Origin of the sequence: Streptomyces sp. NBC_01750 (assembly GCF_035918095.1) — a bacterium.
GTDB lineage: Bacteria > Actinomycetota > Actinomycetes > Streptomycetales > Streptomycetaceae > Streptomyces.
In genome coordinates, this window is sequence record NZ_CP109137.1 from 1 (window position 1) to 17,152 (window position 17,152).

The window sequence follows — 17,152 nt, forward strand, 5'->3', positions numbered from 1 at the left end:
TAAGTTGGCCCTGACGGGCTAACTCGGGCCTGACGGCCCGTAAGGTGACGGTGCATCACGCCTGGCGGCGTGAGCGTGGGTTGGTGCGGCCGACGATGTCGGCCGATGAGGCTGATGGATTCCCCCTGACGGGGGAATCGTTGGGTGTGTGAGTTGGGACCGGCGCCTGGCGGCGCCGGGTTGATGTCAAAGTGGTTTTCTACATGGTTATTTGAGTTGGCCCCTCCCCTGGCGGGGAGGGTTGCTCAATGTGTTGTGCCGCTTGGCGATGCCAAGCGGAGAGAGCGTTGAGAGCGGGGCTTGCCAGGCTGACGCCTGGTTGGGGGGCCGGAGGCGTTCGGGCTGGCGCCCTTCGGCTCCAGGAACGGTTCTGCGCTGGGTAAACGTGATCTGTTGGGGGTTCCGTCTATCGAGTGCTCCTGTCTTGCGGGGATCCCTCGCTGACGGGTTTTGAAGTCAGTCTGGGGATACGGCAGTTCGTTCAGCCTTGTTGGTCCCTGGTAGCTCCTGCGGCGCGCGTCCTGGGGTGCGGGTTGAGTCATCGCTGAGTTGGCACCTACGTGCGCCTTGCCGCGGTTCTTCTATCAGTCGTCTTTCATACGCGTCGTCGGCCTGATGGCCTGCCGCTCACCTTCTGCCAATAGGTCGCCGGCGGCATTCCCCGTGTAAGGGGCTTGTCTGCCTGGGCACTTGGGGGCTCGGACGACTGCGGTCCATTGGCAGTTCGGTCTCGTCATTGCACAGAAACAGAAAAGGAGCACCTCCATGTCCATTGCACTCCCAGAGGCAAGCAAGGCGCCTGCAGCCGTCCCTCCCCCGGACATTGCTGACGCGCGCCGTGCCGCGTACGAAGATGGCCAGCCTCTACTCCCCCGGCTCTCCGCCCTGGGTGTCCGGATCGGTGACAGCACGCCCGGCTACGGAACCATCCCCGGCGTTCTCCTCCGGAACGTAACGGACGTACAGCGCGAGTGGGTAGTTGGGCTCGCTCAGTCCGGAGACCCGTGAGCGTGTCCTTGCCTGGCTCTTCGCCCAGGCGCTGGACATCGACAGCGAGCGGCCCCTGGTGATTCAGCGTCAGGAGAAGGGCAGCTTTGCCACCTGGTGCCCGAGGGGCTGCGTCGTGGACCACACCAGGGACGTAACGGAGGGCGCCGCGCTTGAGGATCTCGCGCACTACATCGGCGAGCCGGCGGAGATGACGCTCTCCATCTGGGACGCCGAGCAGGGCACGGTCGACACCGTGGTGCTCGGTGGGCAGATCGCCGTCTACCCCTACTCGCAGAACCCCGAACGCACCGTTCCGCACGTCAATCTGGAGGTCTTTCAGGACGAGTACATGGAGGATCCTCGGCCCGAACGAACTCGCTGACGTCATTGCCCGGGTGCGGGCTCACCTCGATGTGCTCGAGGAGCTGCGGGGCTGGCTGGTTCAGGCTCGTTTCGCGTACCGGGCACCGAGCTCATGACCACGGCGATGCCAGCGGGGGCTGGCTGTCCGGAGTTGGCAGGTGCCTGCGCGGTTGATCATGCGACGGACCAGAGTGGTCCCCACTCTGCGTATGGCCTCACGGTCGGCTGCTGTGAGCGTGCGAGTGGGCGCGGCGATACGGTCGGCCTCTCGGCAGAGCTCGTCCAGTGGGACGCCGAGCCGGGCTTTCCCAGGGTGGTCGAGGTGTGCCCAGACGTCGACGGGACCATTCTCGAGTGTCGACTCCTGCGGACGTGGAGCGCCTGCGTACGGCGGCATACGCGTTCGGGCAAGGTCTCAGCACGCTCGCCGTACGGCTCGCCGGTCAGCAGAATCCGGGCGCGCGCAGGGGATGTGAGGGGCTGGGTGGTCACTGCTCCCTGGATCACCCCGGTCCGCCTGAAGGTCTCGACCATGTTGGTCCCGTAACCGCGCTCGGGGCGCCGGGCGATCGCGCGGGAGAGTTCCTGCAAGCGCAGTTGTTTCAGTCTCAGGCGCAGGACAGTCCCCCGGTCATCGCTCTGTGGGCCGGCTCCGTGGACGCGGAAGTCGGTGCTCGGGGCGCCCGGGCCTGTGCCCTGCAGCTGCGCTGTATGGCTGACCACATCGAGCATCTCGCCGCGCAGCTCGACCGGATCACCACAGGCTGGAGAGACGAGAGCGTCGCTGGGAGTATGGAGGCCGCAACCAAGGCCACGTGAACAGCTGGCGTCGCACGGTCTTTGGTCAGGATGGGAGGCATCAGCTCCAGGGTGGCAGCGTCCCGGAGGAGGACGACCTGTACGGCTTCGTCGACCGGTACCGGCTGTTGTGGTGAGCGTGCTGCCAATGCCGCACTGTGCCCACGTTCAGGACGAGGAGCGGCGTTTCGTTGTGTCGGCGCAGGCTGCCGTGCAATGGGGAGGTAAGGCTCACTGGAGACACGTCATCTGCTGATCTACACGTGCCTAGGCATGGTGCTCGTACCGCTGCGACCCTTTCGGTCATCACTCCAGGAAGGAGACTGTGATGAGCTGGGCCGACAATCCGGAGCGCCTCGCGCGCCTCTTGTCCGACCTGGCCAACGCTCTTGAGATGTCGGGCGTCGATAGGTCGGGAAGCTCTCCCGAGCGGCATCTCTTGGACGATGCGCGCTCGGCCGCTCGCGAGCTGGCCCCTCCCAAGCGTCGTCGATCAGGGAAGGGGGGCGGATTCTAGGCAGTGATCATCCGGGCGCTTAGTGAGTGTCCGGGGTCTGGTGTTCGCCTTGGCTTCCGAACGGGCTAGCGACCGTGGTTGGGGGCGGCTCGTCGCCGTGAATTCGCCTTTCGACATCGCACCAACGCGTCATCTTTCACAACGCCTTGGACATCTCCGAGGTCGTTGGCCAGGAAGGGGTCCGATGAACGTGCCAGGCGCCCGTGCAAGGCCGTCACTCTCCTCGCCCGGGCGGCGCCTGGAGCCTGCGGTCCGTCAGGGCCTGGGCAGCGGCAGGCCGGACATGTGCGGGTGTCGCAGATGCTGCCCGCCGTCGTAGACGTGCAGGGTGAAGGTCTCCGGCCCCGGCCGGTCGGCCTCGTCGTAGGCGTCCAGGACGCGCTCGATGCGCTCCCACAGCCGTACCGGGCCGCCCTCGCGCACCTGCCAACCGCCGTTGTGGGGGGTGAGGGTGGCGGCCGAGCTGGTCGCCACGTCGACCAGGTGCACCACCTCTCCGGCCGTCGTCATCTGCGCGTCCGGCACCGCGCTCTGGGCGAGGAACCGCAGGTGGAACGCTTCCTCGGTGGCGGCGGTGATCCGCTTGGGGCTGTGCCGGGCCGCCCTGGGTTTGTCCGGGAGGCCCGCGGCCCAGTGGGCGGGGTTGCCGAATGCCGGCGCGGCGTGCGTACGCGCCGACATGAACGACACCGTGCCGGGCAGCAGTTGGCCCTCGGCGGTGCCGTCCTCGGCGACGGTGAGCAGGACGCGGGCGTACCCGTAGAGCCAGCCCGAGAGGGTGAGCAGGATCTTCCCGCCTGGCCGGGCCTGGGCCAGCAGCGCGGGCGGTACGGCGCGGAACGAGCAGGCGGCCACGATCCGGTCGAACCGTGCCTCGGGCCAGTACCCGTACAGCCCGTCCGCCACTGCCAGGGTCGGGGTGTAGCCGCAGCCGTACAGCGCCCTCGCCGCTGTCTCCAGCCGGCGGCCGTCGACCTCGATCGATGTGACGTCGGCGGAGCCGAGACGCTCGCAGGCCAGCGCGGTGGAGTAGCCGGTCCCCGTGCCGATCTCCAGCACCGTGTGGCCCTCTTGGAGGTCGGCGTCGGCCCACATCCGCAGCACGAGGGAGGGGAGCGTGGAGGATGAGGTCGGGGCCCCGCCGTGGCGCTCGATCGGGTTCTTCCAGTCGGGTTCGTCGCCGTCGAACTGTGTGATGAGCGTGGTGTCGGAGTACGCGGCGGCCAGCCACCGGCCATAGTCGGGCTCGGCGGTGACCGGTTCCCAGTCAGGCCCTGCCTGTCGCGCTCGTCGGCGGGCAGGTAGAAGCCGGGCACGAACCGGTGCCTGGGCACCGTTTCCACCGCCTGGCGCCAGGCTGGATCGGTGAGGACGTCCTTCTCGGCGAGGGCCTTCGCCATCGCCTCGCGCAGCCGCGCGGCGTCGGTCTCAAGGTCGGCGGGCATCGTCATGGCCTACCGCCTCCTTTCCCTTCGAGGATGTCGGCGAACGCCTCGGTGATGGCGGGCGCGTCGGGCAGCCAGCCCCACTGTCCGTTGCTGTTGCACTCGATCGCCGTCCAGTGTTCCGGGGCATCCCCGTCGCCGGTCAGAGCGAAGTCGAAGCAGCCGAAGACCAGGCCGAAGGAGTCCAGGTAGCGGTGCAGCGCGGCCTCGACCGGGGCAGGCACGGTGGTGGGGGCGTGGGTCAGGTCGTCCCAGTTGCCGCGGCGCCAGTCCAGGGCGCCGTCCGGGGCGGCTACGTGCTGGGCGAAGACGCGGCGGCCGACCACGGTGACCCGTACGTCGCTGGTCTTGGGGATCTCGGCCTGGAACAGGTGTGCGGTCACGGCGAGCGTGTCGTCGAAGGTGTCGAGGTCGACGCGCTGGGCCCAGATCGCGCCGGTGTGACCGTCCTCGTCTCGGGGCAGGCCGCGGAACGTCTTGTAAATGACGCGGCTGTGCTCGGCGGCGAACTTCCGCGCGGCCTCGGCATCGTTGGTGACCAGGGTCGGCGGGATCGTGAGTCCGAGCTCGGTGAAGCGTTGGAGCTGGGCGGGCTTGAAGTCGGCGCGTGTGATGGCGGCGGGGTGGTTGACGTACGTCGCACCGTGCAGATTGTTCAGTATGCCGCCGAGCCCGTGCCTCGCCTCGGCGGCGGCGAAGTCCCGCTGCTGTGGGGGCAGATGCCCGTACCGGGCGGCGTAGGGGGTGGGGCGGCGGTAGTAGACCGCCGCCACCTCCCCCAGCTCCACCTCCCGGCTTGCCGTACGCAGCCGCCCGCCCCACGTGGGCGTCCCCGCCTCGATGTGGGCCGCGAAGGTCAGGGCGGGTCCGATGTCGGCGGGGTCGACGCGGGCGACGGGCACCTCACGCTCGTTCAGCGCGGCGATGACCCGGTCCGCGGTGACGTCTTCCAGCGCGGTGACGACCAGGACGGTGGAGGCCATCGGTCAGTCCGACTCGTAGTCGGTGGTGTTGTCGTCCTGGGTCTGCGGCTGCGGGTTCTGCCCGTCGCCGCCCCCGGAAGTGGAGGCGGTGCCGGTGGTCCTGTTGGTGCCGTGGTTGCCCATCTCCACCACCTGGCCGGCGGCGTCGGTGTAGCGGGCGGTCTGCGTGGCCCCATCGAGCGTCACCCTCGCGTAGGACGGCGGGCTGTCCGGCAGCCGGTCGGTGACCAGCTGCATCGCCCAAGGAACCTCGGGTGCGAGCGTCGTCATGCGTTGTCCCTTCCCGTGCAGTCAGGCAGTCAGCCCGGTCGGCTGCCGCCTGAGCGGAATCGGCGATGCCCCGACCAGGACCGTAGTGGCCGCGCGCCGTGGCACATGACGCCACGCTTCGCGTGCTCGGCCATGACCGGTCTTCCGTGTCGGCGGTGGATGTGGAGGTGGTGCTGCCTCCATGTCACCGCGATCGAAGATCTGTTCCTAGAGACGGAGTTGGGGACTTGCTGGGAGTGGATCTGGGAGGGAGTTGGGACGTGCTTGGGACGCGTCAGCCCGCTCGGAGGAGGCGGAGGACGGCCCGCTGGTAGACGGAGTAGACCTGGGGCAGCTCGGCGAGGTGGGCGCGCTCGTCGATGCCGTGCAGCCCCTCGTAGGGCAGGCCGAAGCCGGCCGTGGCCGGGATACCTTCCGCAGCCAGCAGGTTGCCGATGTTCGACGGCCCCGCCGTCTTCGCCCGCACCGCCAGTCCCGCCTCGGCGGCGGCGGTAAGGAGTGCAGCGGCAGGCTGTTCGTCGTCGGCCAGACGGAAAGGCGGCCAGGTGGCAACCGGGGTGATCTCGGTCGGCTTCGGAGCGGGTAGTTCCGCATCCAGCTCGGCAACGGCCTTGCGGATGAGGGTCTCGGCGTCGTGGGCATCGAAAGCCGGGGTGATACGGACGTCGACATTCAGGTCGCACCGATCGGGGGTGGTCGAGAAGCCTTGGCCACCGTGGAGGGAGGTCACCGACAGCTTCGGCGGCAGCGGAAAGCCTGCATCTGCGCCGGGCAGTTCGGCCGCATCGAGGAGGCGTACAAGGTGGGCCGCGCGGGAGATGGCGCCGACCACGGTCCGGCTGGACCCGGAGTGTCCGGAAGGGGCGTGCACGGCGATGGTGGAACGCCACAGGCCCCGGCCGCCGACGACGACTTCGTCCAGTCCCGGGTATCCGATCATCACTCCGGCCGGCCGCGCCGCCCGCGGGTCGGCGAGGTAGGCGCGGGCGCCGCCGAAGCCTCCCGTGTGCTCGTCGACGTCCAGCAGCACGGCGAGCCCGCCGTGCAGGGCCTCGGCCCGGGGCTTCAGGTCGGCGGCGATGTGGCAGAACATCGCCGCGGCGAGCTTGGAGTCGGCAGCTCCGCGGCCCAGCAACCAGTCCCCACGGATGTCGCCGGAGGTCGGGGAGAAGGACCAGGCGGTCTCGTCTCCGTAGGGGGCGGTGTCAACGCAGGCGTCCAGCGCCCACCATGTGCCCGTCCGGCCTCCGGGGATCTCCACCAGCAGGCCCACCAGCTCACCGGAGCTGCCGTGCAGACGCCTGTGGGGCAGGGAGCGGGCGGCAAGCCAGTCCTCCAGGACGGTAAGGACGGGCCCGTAGTCGTCGATCCCGGCCCGGCTCGGCCGACGGATCAGCCCACTCGCGAGCTCCGCCACAGACGCCATGCGGGCCTCGGTAGCCAGGTGAAGGTTCTCGCTCACGCTTCTCCCCTAGTTGTGCCGTACCGGCAGCATGCGGACGGCCGCGATCGTCTCCACCGGCCGCGCCGAGGCACACGCCTCACGACCATGGTGGACCAGGCCCACCGCCGCCTCACGGCTGAGTAAGACCCCGCAGTCGAACCCGTTCGCCCCGTGGAACGACGGCAGCGGCACCACCGCGGCGGTCTCGGAGGCGACGAAGAAGCGTTCCAGCGCCACATCGGCCTCCACGAGCCCGATGTGGAGGGTCTTGACGCCGTTGAAGCGAGCGGACGGGTCGCGCAGCTCCAGCAGCCGCTCCAGGTGGTCGACGAGCGCCTGGTGCCGCGGCGGGCCGTACAGCACCCGGTAGTGGACCAGGTCCGGCCGCTGGGCCACGGCCGTCTCAATCGCCGCCAAATACGCCTTCTCCCGGCTCCGGCTGCCGGTGACAACCAGCTGCTCGCGCGCCTGCGCCACTACGTCGGCCATCGGCTCGACAAGGTCCGTCCAGCGAGTGAGCACCTTGACCACCACCGCGGTGCCAGAGGTCTCCAGCACACTGGTGGCCGCCCCGTCCTGGTGCGCGAACAACACCTCCGGCCGCTCCCGGTACAGCTGGCACAGCCCAGCCCGGTTCCGCTTGCCCGTACGCCGTCGCCCGGACTCCCACGCGCTCATCAGGCTCGCGTCCGCCGCACCCCCGGTGATCACGTTCAACGCATCGGCAGCCTCCTCCAGCGTCATGTTCCGCACCAGCCTGGCCCGCTTGAGCGCCGAATCCCCACCGCTGCCCACGGCCACGGACACCCCCTCCCATCCCTCACCGGCATGCGCACCCAAGCCTTCCCTGCGCGGCGGCAGTTCGCTCAGCAGACCGCCCACGGCATGTGCGCGCGGTCTCGCCGACACCCGTGCGACCCCGATCGCGGCCTGGGACCATCGACCACATGGGTAAGCACCGCCGTCCCGGACCGCCGAATCAGCCGTCCCGCGCGGCCCCGTGCCTCGACGAAGGCGACCCGCTCGGGCCGTACGAAAGACGTCGGTGTCCGCCGATGGACGTCTACCGACGCCACCGCCCGCTCCATGGCGGCGGTGGCCATTTCCGCCCCACCGAGCCGCGAGTCCTTGAGGAATGGGACGGCTTCGCCTACACCCCCGCCGGAACGGCACCCGACCTCACAGCGGCGCAGGCGTGGGTCAACGAGCTCATCCCTGGCACGTGAGGCCGATGGTGACGCGTCTGTTGATCTGCCAGCCCTCTTCAGTGGCGTTGTCGGCGTTCCGAGAGGGTGGATTCCTGGTACGGGTGCCGTCACAGCCGCGCCGACAGGTACAGCCGGCGACGATGCAGGGCCATGGTGTCAGGCGAGCGCAATCGCTCCGGTAGAGAGGGCTGGCTCCCGGCTCGCTGACTTCTCCAACGCTCGAGGTCGACCGCCGATCGGTGCCGCCTACCAGCGCATGTTCAGGGCATCGAGTGCGTGGATGCGGTCAGCGGGGAGACGCTCCTTGCGGCGGCGGGCGTTGCTGATCCACTGCCCGAGGCGTACGGGTTCGCCGTCGAGGACTTCGATGTGCCGCTGAGGCACATCGAGGTGCCCTTCCCGATGGTGAAAAGCGCGCGCAGCGGCCAGGCCCCTGTCCCAGTTCCGGGCGGCCAATTTGCCTGTGCCGGGGGGCTGTTCAGCGGTCTGGTTCAGGCCGAGGTCGGCGAGGAGTCGCCATTGCCCGGGGTGGAGGCGCCCGGGGTGGAGGCGTTGGGTGTGCAGCCACTCCCCCAGGCGGTGTCCGTCGTCGGTGACGAAGTCGCGGGGCACGTCGGTCAGAACATGGCCGGCTTCGCGGTGCCAGCGGGCGGTGTGGAACGCGCGTTGCCAGGTCAGGGACCAGAGCGGGTTCCACTGAGGGTCCAGGTCATGCAGGGCTTGGGTGCGGGCGGGGGTGAGCTGGTCGGCTCGTTTGCGCTGGGTGGCGAGCCAGCGGCCGAGAGCGAATCCGTCATGCTGGTGGTCGACGGGGGCGGCCAGATGGCCGTGGAGCGTTGCGTAGGCAGCCGCGTGGGCGAGGCCTCGTTCCCATGCCTGCTGGCGTGGGCTCCAGATGATGCCGAGGCGTTCCAGGGCGGTGGCCCGGGCGGTGTCGAGGGCGCCGGTGGTGTGCAGGTGGCGTTGCCAGGTCAGCCATCGGCCGAGCGGGTAGCCGGTGTCGTCTTCATGGGCCTGGGGGGCGTCGAGGTGGTGGTGGGTGCGGTGGTAGCGGCGGGCGGCTTTCAGGCCGCGGCGCCATTCGGCGCTTTTGGGGGCGAGGACGCGCAGGGTGAGGGCGAGGGCGACTTCTTCCTCTTGGGTGGGGCGGTCGAAGCGGAGCCAGTCGCCGGGTTCGTCAGAGGTGAGGGTGGGGCGGTTGGTGCGGGGGTCGGCGAGGCGGGCGGTGAGGCGCTCGTCGTGGGCTCGGAGGGCTTGGACGGTGCGCCACAGGGGGGTGTAGGCGTCGGCGCCGAGGAGGTCGTCGGGGTCTTCGTCGGGGGTGAGGTAGACGGGGACGATCAGGGTGGCCTTCTTGCCGGCGCCGGGGGGCTGTCGCAGGGCGCGGCCGACGGCCTGGACGGTGTCGACGGGGCTGTTCTTGGGGTCGGCGAAGACGACGGCGTCGATGGAGGGGACGTCGATGCCTTCGCCCAGGACGCGGGCGTTGGCGAGGACGGCCGGCTGTTCGGGGTGGGTGTGGGCGGCGAAGTCGAGGAGGATGCGGCGGCGGACGCGGGGCGGGTGGGAGCCGCTGACCCAGTTCGACCACAAGCCTTCGGGTTGCAGGTCGGCGGGGAGGGCTGCGGCGGTGTCGGGGAGGGTGGTGGCGAAGGCGCGGGCGTCGGCGACCCGGTGGTGGAACGTGAGGACGCGGCGCAGGCGGTGGTCGCGGATGGCCCGCAGGACGGCGACCTGACGGCCGGCCAGGCGCAGGCCGTCGACTCCTGCGCCGGGTCCGGTGGCGAGCCAGTCCCGCAGGTCGGTGTTGTCGACGACGGGGACGAGGATCTGGTAGTCGGCGAGCAGGCCCAGGTCGATGGCGTCGGAGAGGGTGAGGCGGTAGGCGACAGGGCCGAACAGGGTCTCGTCGTCCATGGAGGCGACGGGGTCGTCGCCTCGGTCGCTGTCGGGGTCCCAGATGCGGGGCGTGGCGGTGAGGTAGAGGCGGCGGGCGGCGGGGACCTGGTCGTCGTGGTGGATGGCGGCCCAGGCTTTCCCGAGCCGGCCCGCGGTGCGATGCGCCTCGTCAACGACCGCAAGGTCCCACGCTGGCAGCCGGTGGCTGTGATGGGCGGCCAGCAGGGTGGGCAGCGAGGCGTAGGTGGCATAGACGGTCACCGGCCCGGTGGCGTCGGCCGGGGTCAGGGCGGCGAGTTCGCCCGGATCCGTGGTCATGGGGATGTCGCCAGCCGAGGGATGCTCGACAGCCTGGCGTGCCGAACAGACCGCCACCGCACGGCCCTTGCGGCCGGCTGCGTGCCAGGACCGGACCGTCTGGGACAACAGATCCAGCGTCGGCACCAGAACCAGAACCCGGCTGCGGGCGGCGAGGCGTGCGGCGGTCCGCGCAGCAATGAGCGTCTTACCCGTACCGCAGGCGGCCACCACGCTTGCCCGGGCATGCATGCGCAGCGTCTTGACGGCCGCGGTGACGGCTTCGGCCTGGTGGGGCCGCAGTTCGAGGTCGGCGGTAGCCATGGGATGCGCCGCTCCGGGGCTGGGCTGGTGGGTGCGGTGGCATTGTTGCACCGCACCCTGAGGGCTATTCGGCTGCTTCGGTAATGAGGGCCAGGGTAGAGCCGCTGGCGGCCTTGCGGACGTGGAGGCGGTGGGTGATGCGGCGGCGCAGTTCGGGGACGTGGCTGATCAGTCCGACGGTGCGGTCGTGGTCGCGCAGGGAGTCCAGGACGTCGAGGACGTGATGGAGGGTGTCTTCGTCGAGGGTGCCGAAGCCTTCGTCGATGAAGAGGGTGTCCAGGGCGCGTCCCCCTGCCTCGTGGGTGACGACGTCGGCGAGGCCGAGTGCGAGGGAGAGGGAGGCGAAGAAGGACTCGCCGCCGGAGAGGGTGTCTGTGTCGCGGTCGCGGCCGGTCCAGGCGTCGGTGATCTTGAGGCCGAGGCCGGAGCGTCCGCCGCGGGATGCCCGGTGGTCACTGTGGGAGAGGGTGTAGCGGTGGTCGGACATACGGGTCAGGCGGGTGTTGGCAGCGGCGACGACTTGTTCGAGTCGTGCGGCCAGAACGTATGCCTCGAGTTCCATGCGGTCGTTGTTGCTGAGTGAGGTGCCGTGGATGAGTTCTTGGAGGTGGTGCACGGTGTCGTAGTCGTCCTGGAGGGGTTCCAGGCGCTGGATGCGGGTGTCGAGTTCCGTGGTGAGGTGGGTGAGGCTGTCACTGCGGGTGCGGGAGCCTGCCGCGGCGGCGACGGCCTGGGTGTGCTGCTCGGCGGCCCTTTCGCGCAGGCTGACAGCGGCCTGAAGGTCAGCGGGGGGCTGGGCTGCGGCCTGTACGAGCTCGGGCCTTTCCAGGACGGCGGTGTGAGCAGCGCACTGGTGGCTCCACTGCTTGATCTCTCCTTCGACGGTGTGCATCGCATCGTCGTCGAGCAGTGCCTGCTCGACAGCCTGGAGGGTGTCGAAGCCCTGGGCTTGAGCAGCGGTGGTGGCGTGAGTGATGCGTTCGTCCCGTTCCAGGACGGTGCGGGTGGTGGTGGCGGCGGCTTCGCTTGCGGTCTTGAGCTGGTCAGCGCTGTGGGTGAGCTCGGTGACGCGCGCGGCTACCGTGGGAGCGCCTTCGCGTACGGCGTCGAGCTTGGTGGTGAGGTCCTTCAGCCGTGCAGCGGCGTGGTCGTAGTCAGCGTTGCGCGCTGAGAGCTGTTCGCCGGCTGTGGTGTCCTTGCGGGTCATCTCGGCCTGTTCGCGTTCCAGGGCTGCGAGTTCTTCGGACGCTGGGCCGAAGTCGGCCGCTTGCTTGAGGGCCTGTGTCAGTTCCTCCTCAAGGGCGCGGCACTGGGCTTGGATGTCTGCCAGGGGGGCGTCGCCGGCCTCTCCGGCTGCTGATGCTGCTTGTTCCCGGGCCTGCTGCAGCGTGGTGGTGACGGCCTGCTCGTCCTGCTGGGCCTTGAGGTGTCGGGCTTCGGCAGCCTGTTCATCGGCGCGGGTCGGCTGGCCCGGGTGCGGGGCAGCCGGTGCGGGGTGCGTGCAGGATCCGCAGACCGGGCAGGGGGCCTCGTCTTCGAGGCTCGCGGCGAGCTCGGCCGCCATGCCTTCGGTACGCTGGCGCCGGATGTCGATGTGAGCCGTGGCGGCCTCAGCGGTGACGGTGCGGGCGGTGGCCAGGTGCTGCTCGGCCTCGGTCACGGCGGCGAGATGGGTGTCGCGCTGTTCGGCTGCTTTCACGCGCCGGCGTACGTCTTCGAGGGTGGTTGCGTGGTGGCGGCTGTCGCCCTCGGCGCTGCGGGCGGCGTCCATGCGGCCGGTGAGGGCTGTGCGGCGGGCGGGCGCCTGCTCGAGCCATGTGCGGGCCTCGCGCTGCTCGGTGGCGGATTCCACACGCTCGGCGTCGAGATGTTCGAGGTCGGCAGCGAGCTGCTGAACAGTTGCTTCCTCGGGAAGGAGTTCCTCGGCGACGGCGGCCTGGGCGCGCAGTTGCCGTTCGGCAGCAGTGAGTTGATCGGCCGTGGCCGCGGCGTGGCCGGAGGTCAGAGGGCTGCGGGCGCCGGCTTCGTCGCGGGCGGCGCGGTCGTGCTCGGCAATCGCTGTGTTCGCCGCGTGGACGACAGCAGCAAGTTTGCCCGCCCGGCGGCCCTGGGCGAGCTGGTCGTTCAGTTCCTGCTGTCGGGGTGCCTTCTGCTGGAGCAGCTCGAGCTGCTCTTGGGCACTGCGGTGCTCGCTCTGCTGCTGGTGGAGTGTGCGGACGGTGAGTTCGAGATCCTGCTGGATGCTCAGGTCGGTGGCTGTCTTCGCTGTTTGCTCGGTCTTTCCCTCCAGGTCCGCTGCTGCAGCCTGTGCCAGGGCGGTGGCCCAGCTGCGGACAGGCCCGGTCAGGGTGTGCGCATCGTCGCTGGTGGGGTCTGGGTGTTCGTGGTCGAGGTCGCCTGCGGCTTGGTGGATGCGCTCGATCAGGCTGGTCACTTCGCTGCGGGCTGCTGTGAGGGTCTTCCCCGCCTCCCGGCTGCGCTCGAGGAGCCAGCGGTCGATGTAGGCGAAGCGGCCGGTGCGGAAGAGCTTTCCGAGGAGTTCTCTGCGCTCGGGGGCCTTGGCGCGCAGGAATTGAGTGAACTGGTTCTGCGGCAGGAGAACGACTTGGCAGAACTGGTCGCGGCTCATGCCCAGCAGCGTGAGGATCGCGTCGCCGGCCTCTTGGTGGGATTTGCTGGACGCCTCCCACTTGCCTTGTCCCGAGACGTCGTCGTGCTTCCACTCGCGCAGCGTGGTTTGCGCGCTCTGGGTGGTGGTTCCCGTTCCCCGGGTCTTGGGCCTGGTCTGCTGCGGGGTTCGGGTGATCTCCAGGCGGCGGCCGGAGAGTGTGACCTCGAGCGTCACTTCGGTGAGCAGGTGCTCCGGGGCGTGGTGACTGCGCAGCAGCAGGTCCAGGTCGCCTGGGGGTTTGCCGTACAGGGCGTAGCAGATGGCGGCGAAGACTGTGCTCTTGCCAGCGCCGGTGTCGCCGTGGAGGAGGAAGAGGCCGTCGGTGCACAGGGAGTCGAAGTCGATGGTGTGGGTTCCTGCGAAGGGGCCGAAGGCCTGCAGGGTGAGGCTGTGCAGGCGCATTTAGACAGTCACCTCTTGCGCGGCGTGGATGCGGGATGCCTCGACGGCCTGGCGCAGCAGGTCGTGCTCGGCGGGGGTGGGGTCGGTGCCACGGACCTTTTTGACGAAGTCGCAGGCAACCTCGAAGTCGGTGCGTCCCTCGAGGCGTTGGGTGTAGGTGGGCCTGTCCCCCGGTTGGGCTGTGTCCGGGCGTTTGTGCAGGAGCTGCATGGTGTGCGGGAAACGGCGCCGCAGCTTGGCCATGGGCTCGTAGGGAAGGGCGGGGTCCGTGAGGGTGACCTGCAGCCAGGATTCGGTCAGGTGCTCGTGGGCGGGGTTGGTGAGCAGGTCTTGGAAGGTGCCCTTCAGGCAGGCGAGGGGGCGTGGCACGGGGGTGGGCACGGGGGTGAGGGTGACGGTGGAGTCGCCGTGCAGGTCGACCACGGTGAGGGTCTTGGTGTGGTCGGACTCGGAGAAGGAGTACGCGAGGGGTGATCCGCTGTAGTGGATGCGGTCGCTGATGGTCTGGGCTCCGTGGAGGTGGCCGAGTGCGACGTAGTCGAGTCCGTCGAAGGCGCTCGTGGAGACGTAGTCGAGGCCGCCGACGGTGATGTCGCGCTCGCTGGTGCAGGGCTTGGCGTCGGCTACGAAGGCGTGTGCCAAGGCGACTGAGCGCGTCCCGGTCGGGTAGGTGGCGAGGTCGGCTCGGATGCGGTCCAGTGCCGCTGTGAGCACTGCCTGGTGGGTCTTGTCGGCCTCGAGTTCGTCGCGGGTCAGCGAGGGCTCCAGGTAGGGAATGCCGTAGATGGCGACGGTGCCGTGCTCGTCGTCCAGCAGAACGGGAGTGGTGCAGGCGGTGGCCGGGTCGGTGCGCAGGTGGACACCGGCGCGGGCGAGGAGCCGTGAGCCGACTCCGAGCCGGTGGGCGGAGTCGTGGTTGCCGCTGATCATGATGATCGGCAGGCGGAGATCGGCCAGCTGGTTCAGGGCGTCGTTGAACAGCCGTACGGCGTCCAGGCTGGGGATCGCGCGGTCGTAGATGTCTCCTGCTACCAGGATCGCGTCGACCTGCTGCTCGCGTGCGGTGTCGTGCACGTGAGTGAGGAAGGTGCGCTGGGCGTCGGTCAAGTCTGCTTCGTGGAACCGGCGGCCCAGGTGCCAGTCCGAAGTGTGCAGGAACCTCATGAGCACAGACCGTAACCATCTGCGCAGACGTTACGGATGGTTTTCCGGATAAACGGATTCCCATATGCGGGTATGCCAGCAGTTGAGGGAAGGTTTCTCCTCTTGGGCGGCAGCCCTCCGCAACGCGGGCGGGTGCCAGGCGATTGTCAGTGGCAGGAGGGAAGATGAGCAGTGGGGGAAGGGAGAAGGACATGTCCTCACCGCATTCTGCTCAGCGTGTGCTGGCGCCTGGCGGCTGCCGGTGGTGCGGCATCGAGGCGCGCGGACATGCCCGGCAATGGGTTGCGGAGGCAGGCTGGCATGCCTGGACGGCGCCCACGGCCGAGCAGCGTAAAGAACGAATGCGCGGGCGGCGGAGCCACCGGCAGACGGGTCAGTGAGCCAACTGCTGCAACTGGGCGAAGACCTCACGTAGTTGCTGCGGCACGTCCTCTGCGCCTTGGAGAGTGGTGGTGAGGCTGTAGAGCATGTCGGGTTTGCCGCTGGGGCTCCGCTCCTGTGCCTGGTCCCTGATCATGCGGAAGACGCCTTCACTGAACCTCTTGCCGTCGCGGTGTGCGGCGAAGTCGTCGGGGCTCCAGGTTTGCGGAGCAGGGCGGGGCCAGTGCTGGTTCGCCGCCACGGTCCACTGTTCGTCGGTGGAGAGCTCTTCGAGTTCGTTGCGCCCCTGGGCTTCACCGACGTAGGACACCTGGGTTGCAAGGTCGAGGCCGGCGCGGCGCAGCCTCTCGTCTTTGAGGAGTTTGTTGTTGCGGCTGTCGGCGTCGATCATGAGCATGACGGTGCGCTGGTGCTTGACGAGGTAACGGGCGAGGTGCAGGGCGCCTTCGTTGTTCTCGCAGGCCCAGAGGGCAATACCGGCGGCCTGCAGTGACAGGCCTTGTGAGAGCCGGAACAGCAGGGGAATGCTCTGTTGCTCAGTTTCTCCCTCCACGGCGAGGAAGCAGCGTTCATGGAGGAGGACTGAGTTGCGCAGTCCCAGCCCAGGCTTGATGATGCGCGGGTGGGTGGCGCTGATCTGGGAAAGCAGGTGGATTCCGCCGGCGTTGTCGGAGACGCTGGCTGCGGTGACCGCGCAGGAGCAGGCCGAGGGTGTCGATACCGAGGTGGCGTTTGCGGCCGACGATTCCTTTGCCGGCATCGGTGCCCTGATCTCCATCGGCTGCGGCTACACGATGCAGGTCTACCTGTGCGCTGAATCCTTCGACCACCCTCATCTGCAGGTCATGCAGTAGACCCAGCGAGGAGCCCTGGCTCCCCTACACGGCAGTTCATTTCGACTCGGGCTACGGCCGTCTGCGAAGCGTGCGGCCCACTGACCAGCAGAGATCGGGACAAGGGCAAGGCCCAGGCGCGGCGGCCCGAGTTCGGTACGTCCAGGGCGCTTTCTACGTGAAGGCGGCACCGAAAGTACCGATCCGCGGCGACGCCACCTACCGCTGGGCCCGAGCTCGCGAGCGATCGTGAAGCGCTGCCGGAGTTCTGAGTGGTGTCATTCACGCCGATCACTGGCGACTGTCCCTCCCGCCGGAGGAGCATGCCAGGTAACGTCGCCATCCTCGAAGGGGCACCTACCCCAGGTCGCCGTGGCTGGTCTCGTAGCGCCACGTACACCGGTCTCTTCTAGATGGGCGTCGCCCGCAGCCAGGTCCTGTCGCTCGTTAGGAACTCCTCAAGGCGAAGCGAGGAATCGCGCAGACATTCAGCCAGGTCGTCATCGCTGAGCTTCTGCACCCATATCTGCTGGGTCCATATATGGCCGTCGACGTGGTATTCGAGAACGCCTCCCACCACGTTGTCAGGGCACTGCTCAATGTCCCGCACGATAAAACGGTTCTTACCGGCTCTGCGGTCGATCGGGTCTCTCAGGAAGGACGGGTCGTGCCTCTGTATAACGATCGAACCACCCGGGCGTACATGATGGCGGCAGGTATCCAGCATACTTTTACGCGCCACGACGTTGATGGTATTGATGAGCTGCGAGGCAAGCACGACTCCATCAAACGAGGAAGCCGCCAATCGCAGGCCCTCGATCGAAGAATGGATCTTCTCGACGGGGGAAAGAACGTTGAGCGCCGGGAACCCGTCGAGCATGTCACGGGACTCGTCGACCGCGACGACCTCGTGGCCAAGGCTGGCCAGGGCGCGAGTGACGCGTCCGGCTCCGCAGCCGAGCTCCAGGATGCGGGAAGGTACGAGCACTGCGGAGCTGACGATCTCTGCTTCCCCCTGGGGGGCAAGACGGGTGTACAACGCGACAGGACTTCCGTCCCGCGCGATGGGCCCGTCCCCCCGACCGGATTGACGCCTTCGCTCCTGACCGCCCGGGTGCGTGCCGAAATTGCCCTGATGAGCCACGGTGTGGGTGCCTTCCATC

Annotated in this window: 12 protein-coding genes and 2 pseudogenes; 3 read left to right on the forward strand and 11 right to left on the reverse strand. The window is 68.8% G+C overall.

Features of this window, described 5'->3' with window-relative positions:
• Window positions 1-979: 979 nt before the first annotated feature.
• Together OG966_RS00005 and OG966_RS00010 are read left to right on the forward strand one after the other, a co-directional pair.
• Window positions 980-1,372 carry a DUF6907 domain-containing protein gene (locus OG966_RS00005; protein ID WP_326647184.1) on the forward strand — a complete coding sequence of 131 codons (393 nt, stop codon included), beginning with the start codon at window positions 980-982 and terminating at the stop codon, window positions 1,370-1,372.
• 335 nt (window positions 1,373-1,707) lie between these two features.
• Complete coding sequence (locus OG966_RS00010) at window positions 1,708-2,172, forward strand: DUF6907 domain-containing protein (RefSeq protein ID WP_326647185.1); 465 nt, start codon at window positions 1,708-1,710, stop codon at window positions 2,170-2,172.
• 751 nt (window positions 2,173-2,923) lie between these two features.
• Here the strand turns inward: OG966_RS00010 and tgmC are convergent.
• The 5 genes and pseudogenes from tgmC to OG966_RS00035 form a co-directional block, all read right to left on the reverse strand.
• Window positions 2,924-4,119 (reverse strand): annotated as a pseudogene (tgmC, locus tag OG966_RS00015) (ATP-grasp peptide maturase system methyltransferase).
• Complete coding sequence (gene tgmB, locus OG966_RS00020; RefSeq protein ID WP_326647186.1) at window positions 4,116-5,096, reverse strand: ATP-grasp ribosomal peptide maturase; 981 nt, start codon at window positions 5,094-5,096, stop codon at window positions 4,116-4,118. Before tgmB ends, tgmC begins: the two are co-directional and overlap by 4 nt.
• 3 nt (window positions 5,097-5,099) lie before the next feature.
• On the reverse strand, window positions 5,100-5,366 hold the full coding sequence (locus tag OG966_RS00025) for a putative ATP-grasp-modified RiPP (protein ID WP_326647187.1): 267 nt from the start codon (window positions 5,364-5,366) through the stop codon (window positions 5,100-5,102).
• A 274-nt stretch (window positions 5,367-5,640) separates the two neighbouring features.
• On the reverse strand, window positions 5,641-6,792 hold the full coding sequence (locus tag OG966_RS00030) for a M20 family metallopeptidase (protein ID WP_326655024.1): 1,152 nt from the start codon (window positions 6,790-6,792) through the stop codon (window positions 5,641-5,643).
• Between the two features lie 45 nt (window positions 6,793-6,837).
• A complete protein-coding gene (locus OG966_RS00035; RefSeq protein ID WP_326647188.1) occupies window positions 6,838-7,617 on the reverse strand; it encodes a helix-turn-helix transcriptional regulator in 780 nt (259 codons plus the stop codon).
• Window positions 7,618-7,865: 248 nt separating this feature from the next.
• Between OG966_RS00035 and OG966_RS00040 the strand changes: the two genes are divergently transcribed.
• Complete coding sequence (locus OG966_RS00040) at window positions 7,866-8,036, forward strand: DUF6087 family protein (protein ID WP_326647189.1); 171 nt, start codon at window positions 7,866-7,868, stop codon at window positions 8,034-8,036.
• 228 nt (window positions 8,037-8,264) lie between these two features.
• Here OG966_RS00040 and OG966_RS00045 read toward each other — a convergent pair whose 3' ends face one another.
• The 6 genes and pseudogenes from OG966_RS00045 to OG966_RS00070 form a co-directional block, all read right to left on the reverse strand.
• Window positions 8,265-10,538 (reverse strand): DEAD/DEAH box helicase, encoded by a 2,274-nt coding sequence (locus tag OG966_RS00045; protein WP_326647190.1) that lies wholly within the window; start codon window positions 10,536-10,538, stop codon window positions 8,265-8,267.
• Window positions 10,539-10,602: 64 nt separating this feature from the next.
• The gene (locus tag OG966_RS00050; protein WP_326647191.1) at window positions 10,603-13,611 is read right to left on the reverse strand and encodes an SMC family ATPase; all 3,009 of its coding nucleotides are present in this window, start codon (window positions 13,609-13,611) and stop codon (window positions 10,603-10,605) included.
• Window positions 13,612-14,775: an exonuclease SbcCD subunit D gene (locus tag OG966_RS00055; RefSeq protein ID WP_326647192.1), complete on the reverse strand. Its 1,164-nt coding sequence runs from the start codon at window positions 14,773-14,775 to the stop codon at window positions 13,612-13,614.
• A 373-nt stretch (window positions 14,776-15,148) separates the two neighbouring features.
• Complete coding sequence (locus OG966_RS00060; protein ID WP_326655025.1) at window positions 15,149-15,709, reverse strand: hypothetical protein; 561 nt, start codon at window positions 15,707-15,709, stop codon at window positions 15,149-15,151.
• 54 nt (window positions 15,710-15,763) lie between these two features.
• Window positions 15,764-15,926: pseudogene (locus OG966_RS00065) on the reverse strand (transposase); the annotation flags it as partial.
• 472 nt (window positions 15,927-16,398) lie between these two features.
• Window positions 16,399-17,151 carry a class I SAM-dependent methyltransferase gene (locus OG966_RS00070; RefSeq protein WP_326647193.1) on the reverse strand — a complete coding sequence of 251 codons (753 nt, stop codon included), beginning with the start codon at window positions 17,149-17,151 and terminating at the stop codon, window positions 16,399-16,401.
• Window position 17,152: the final 1 nt, after the last annotated feature.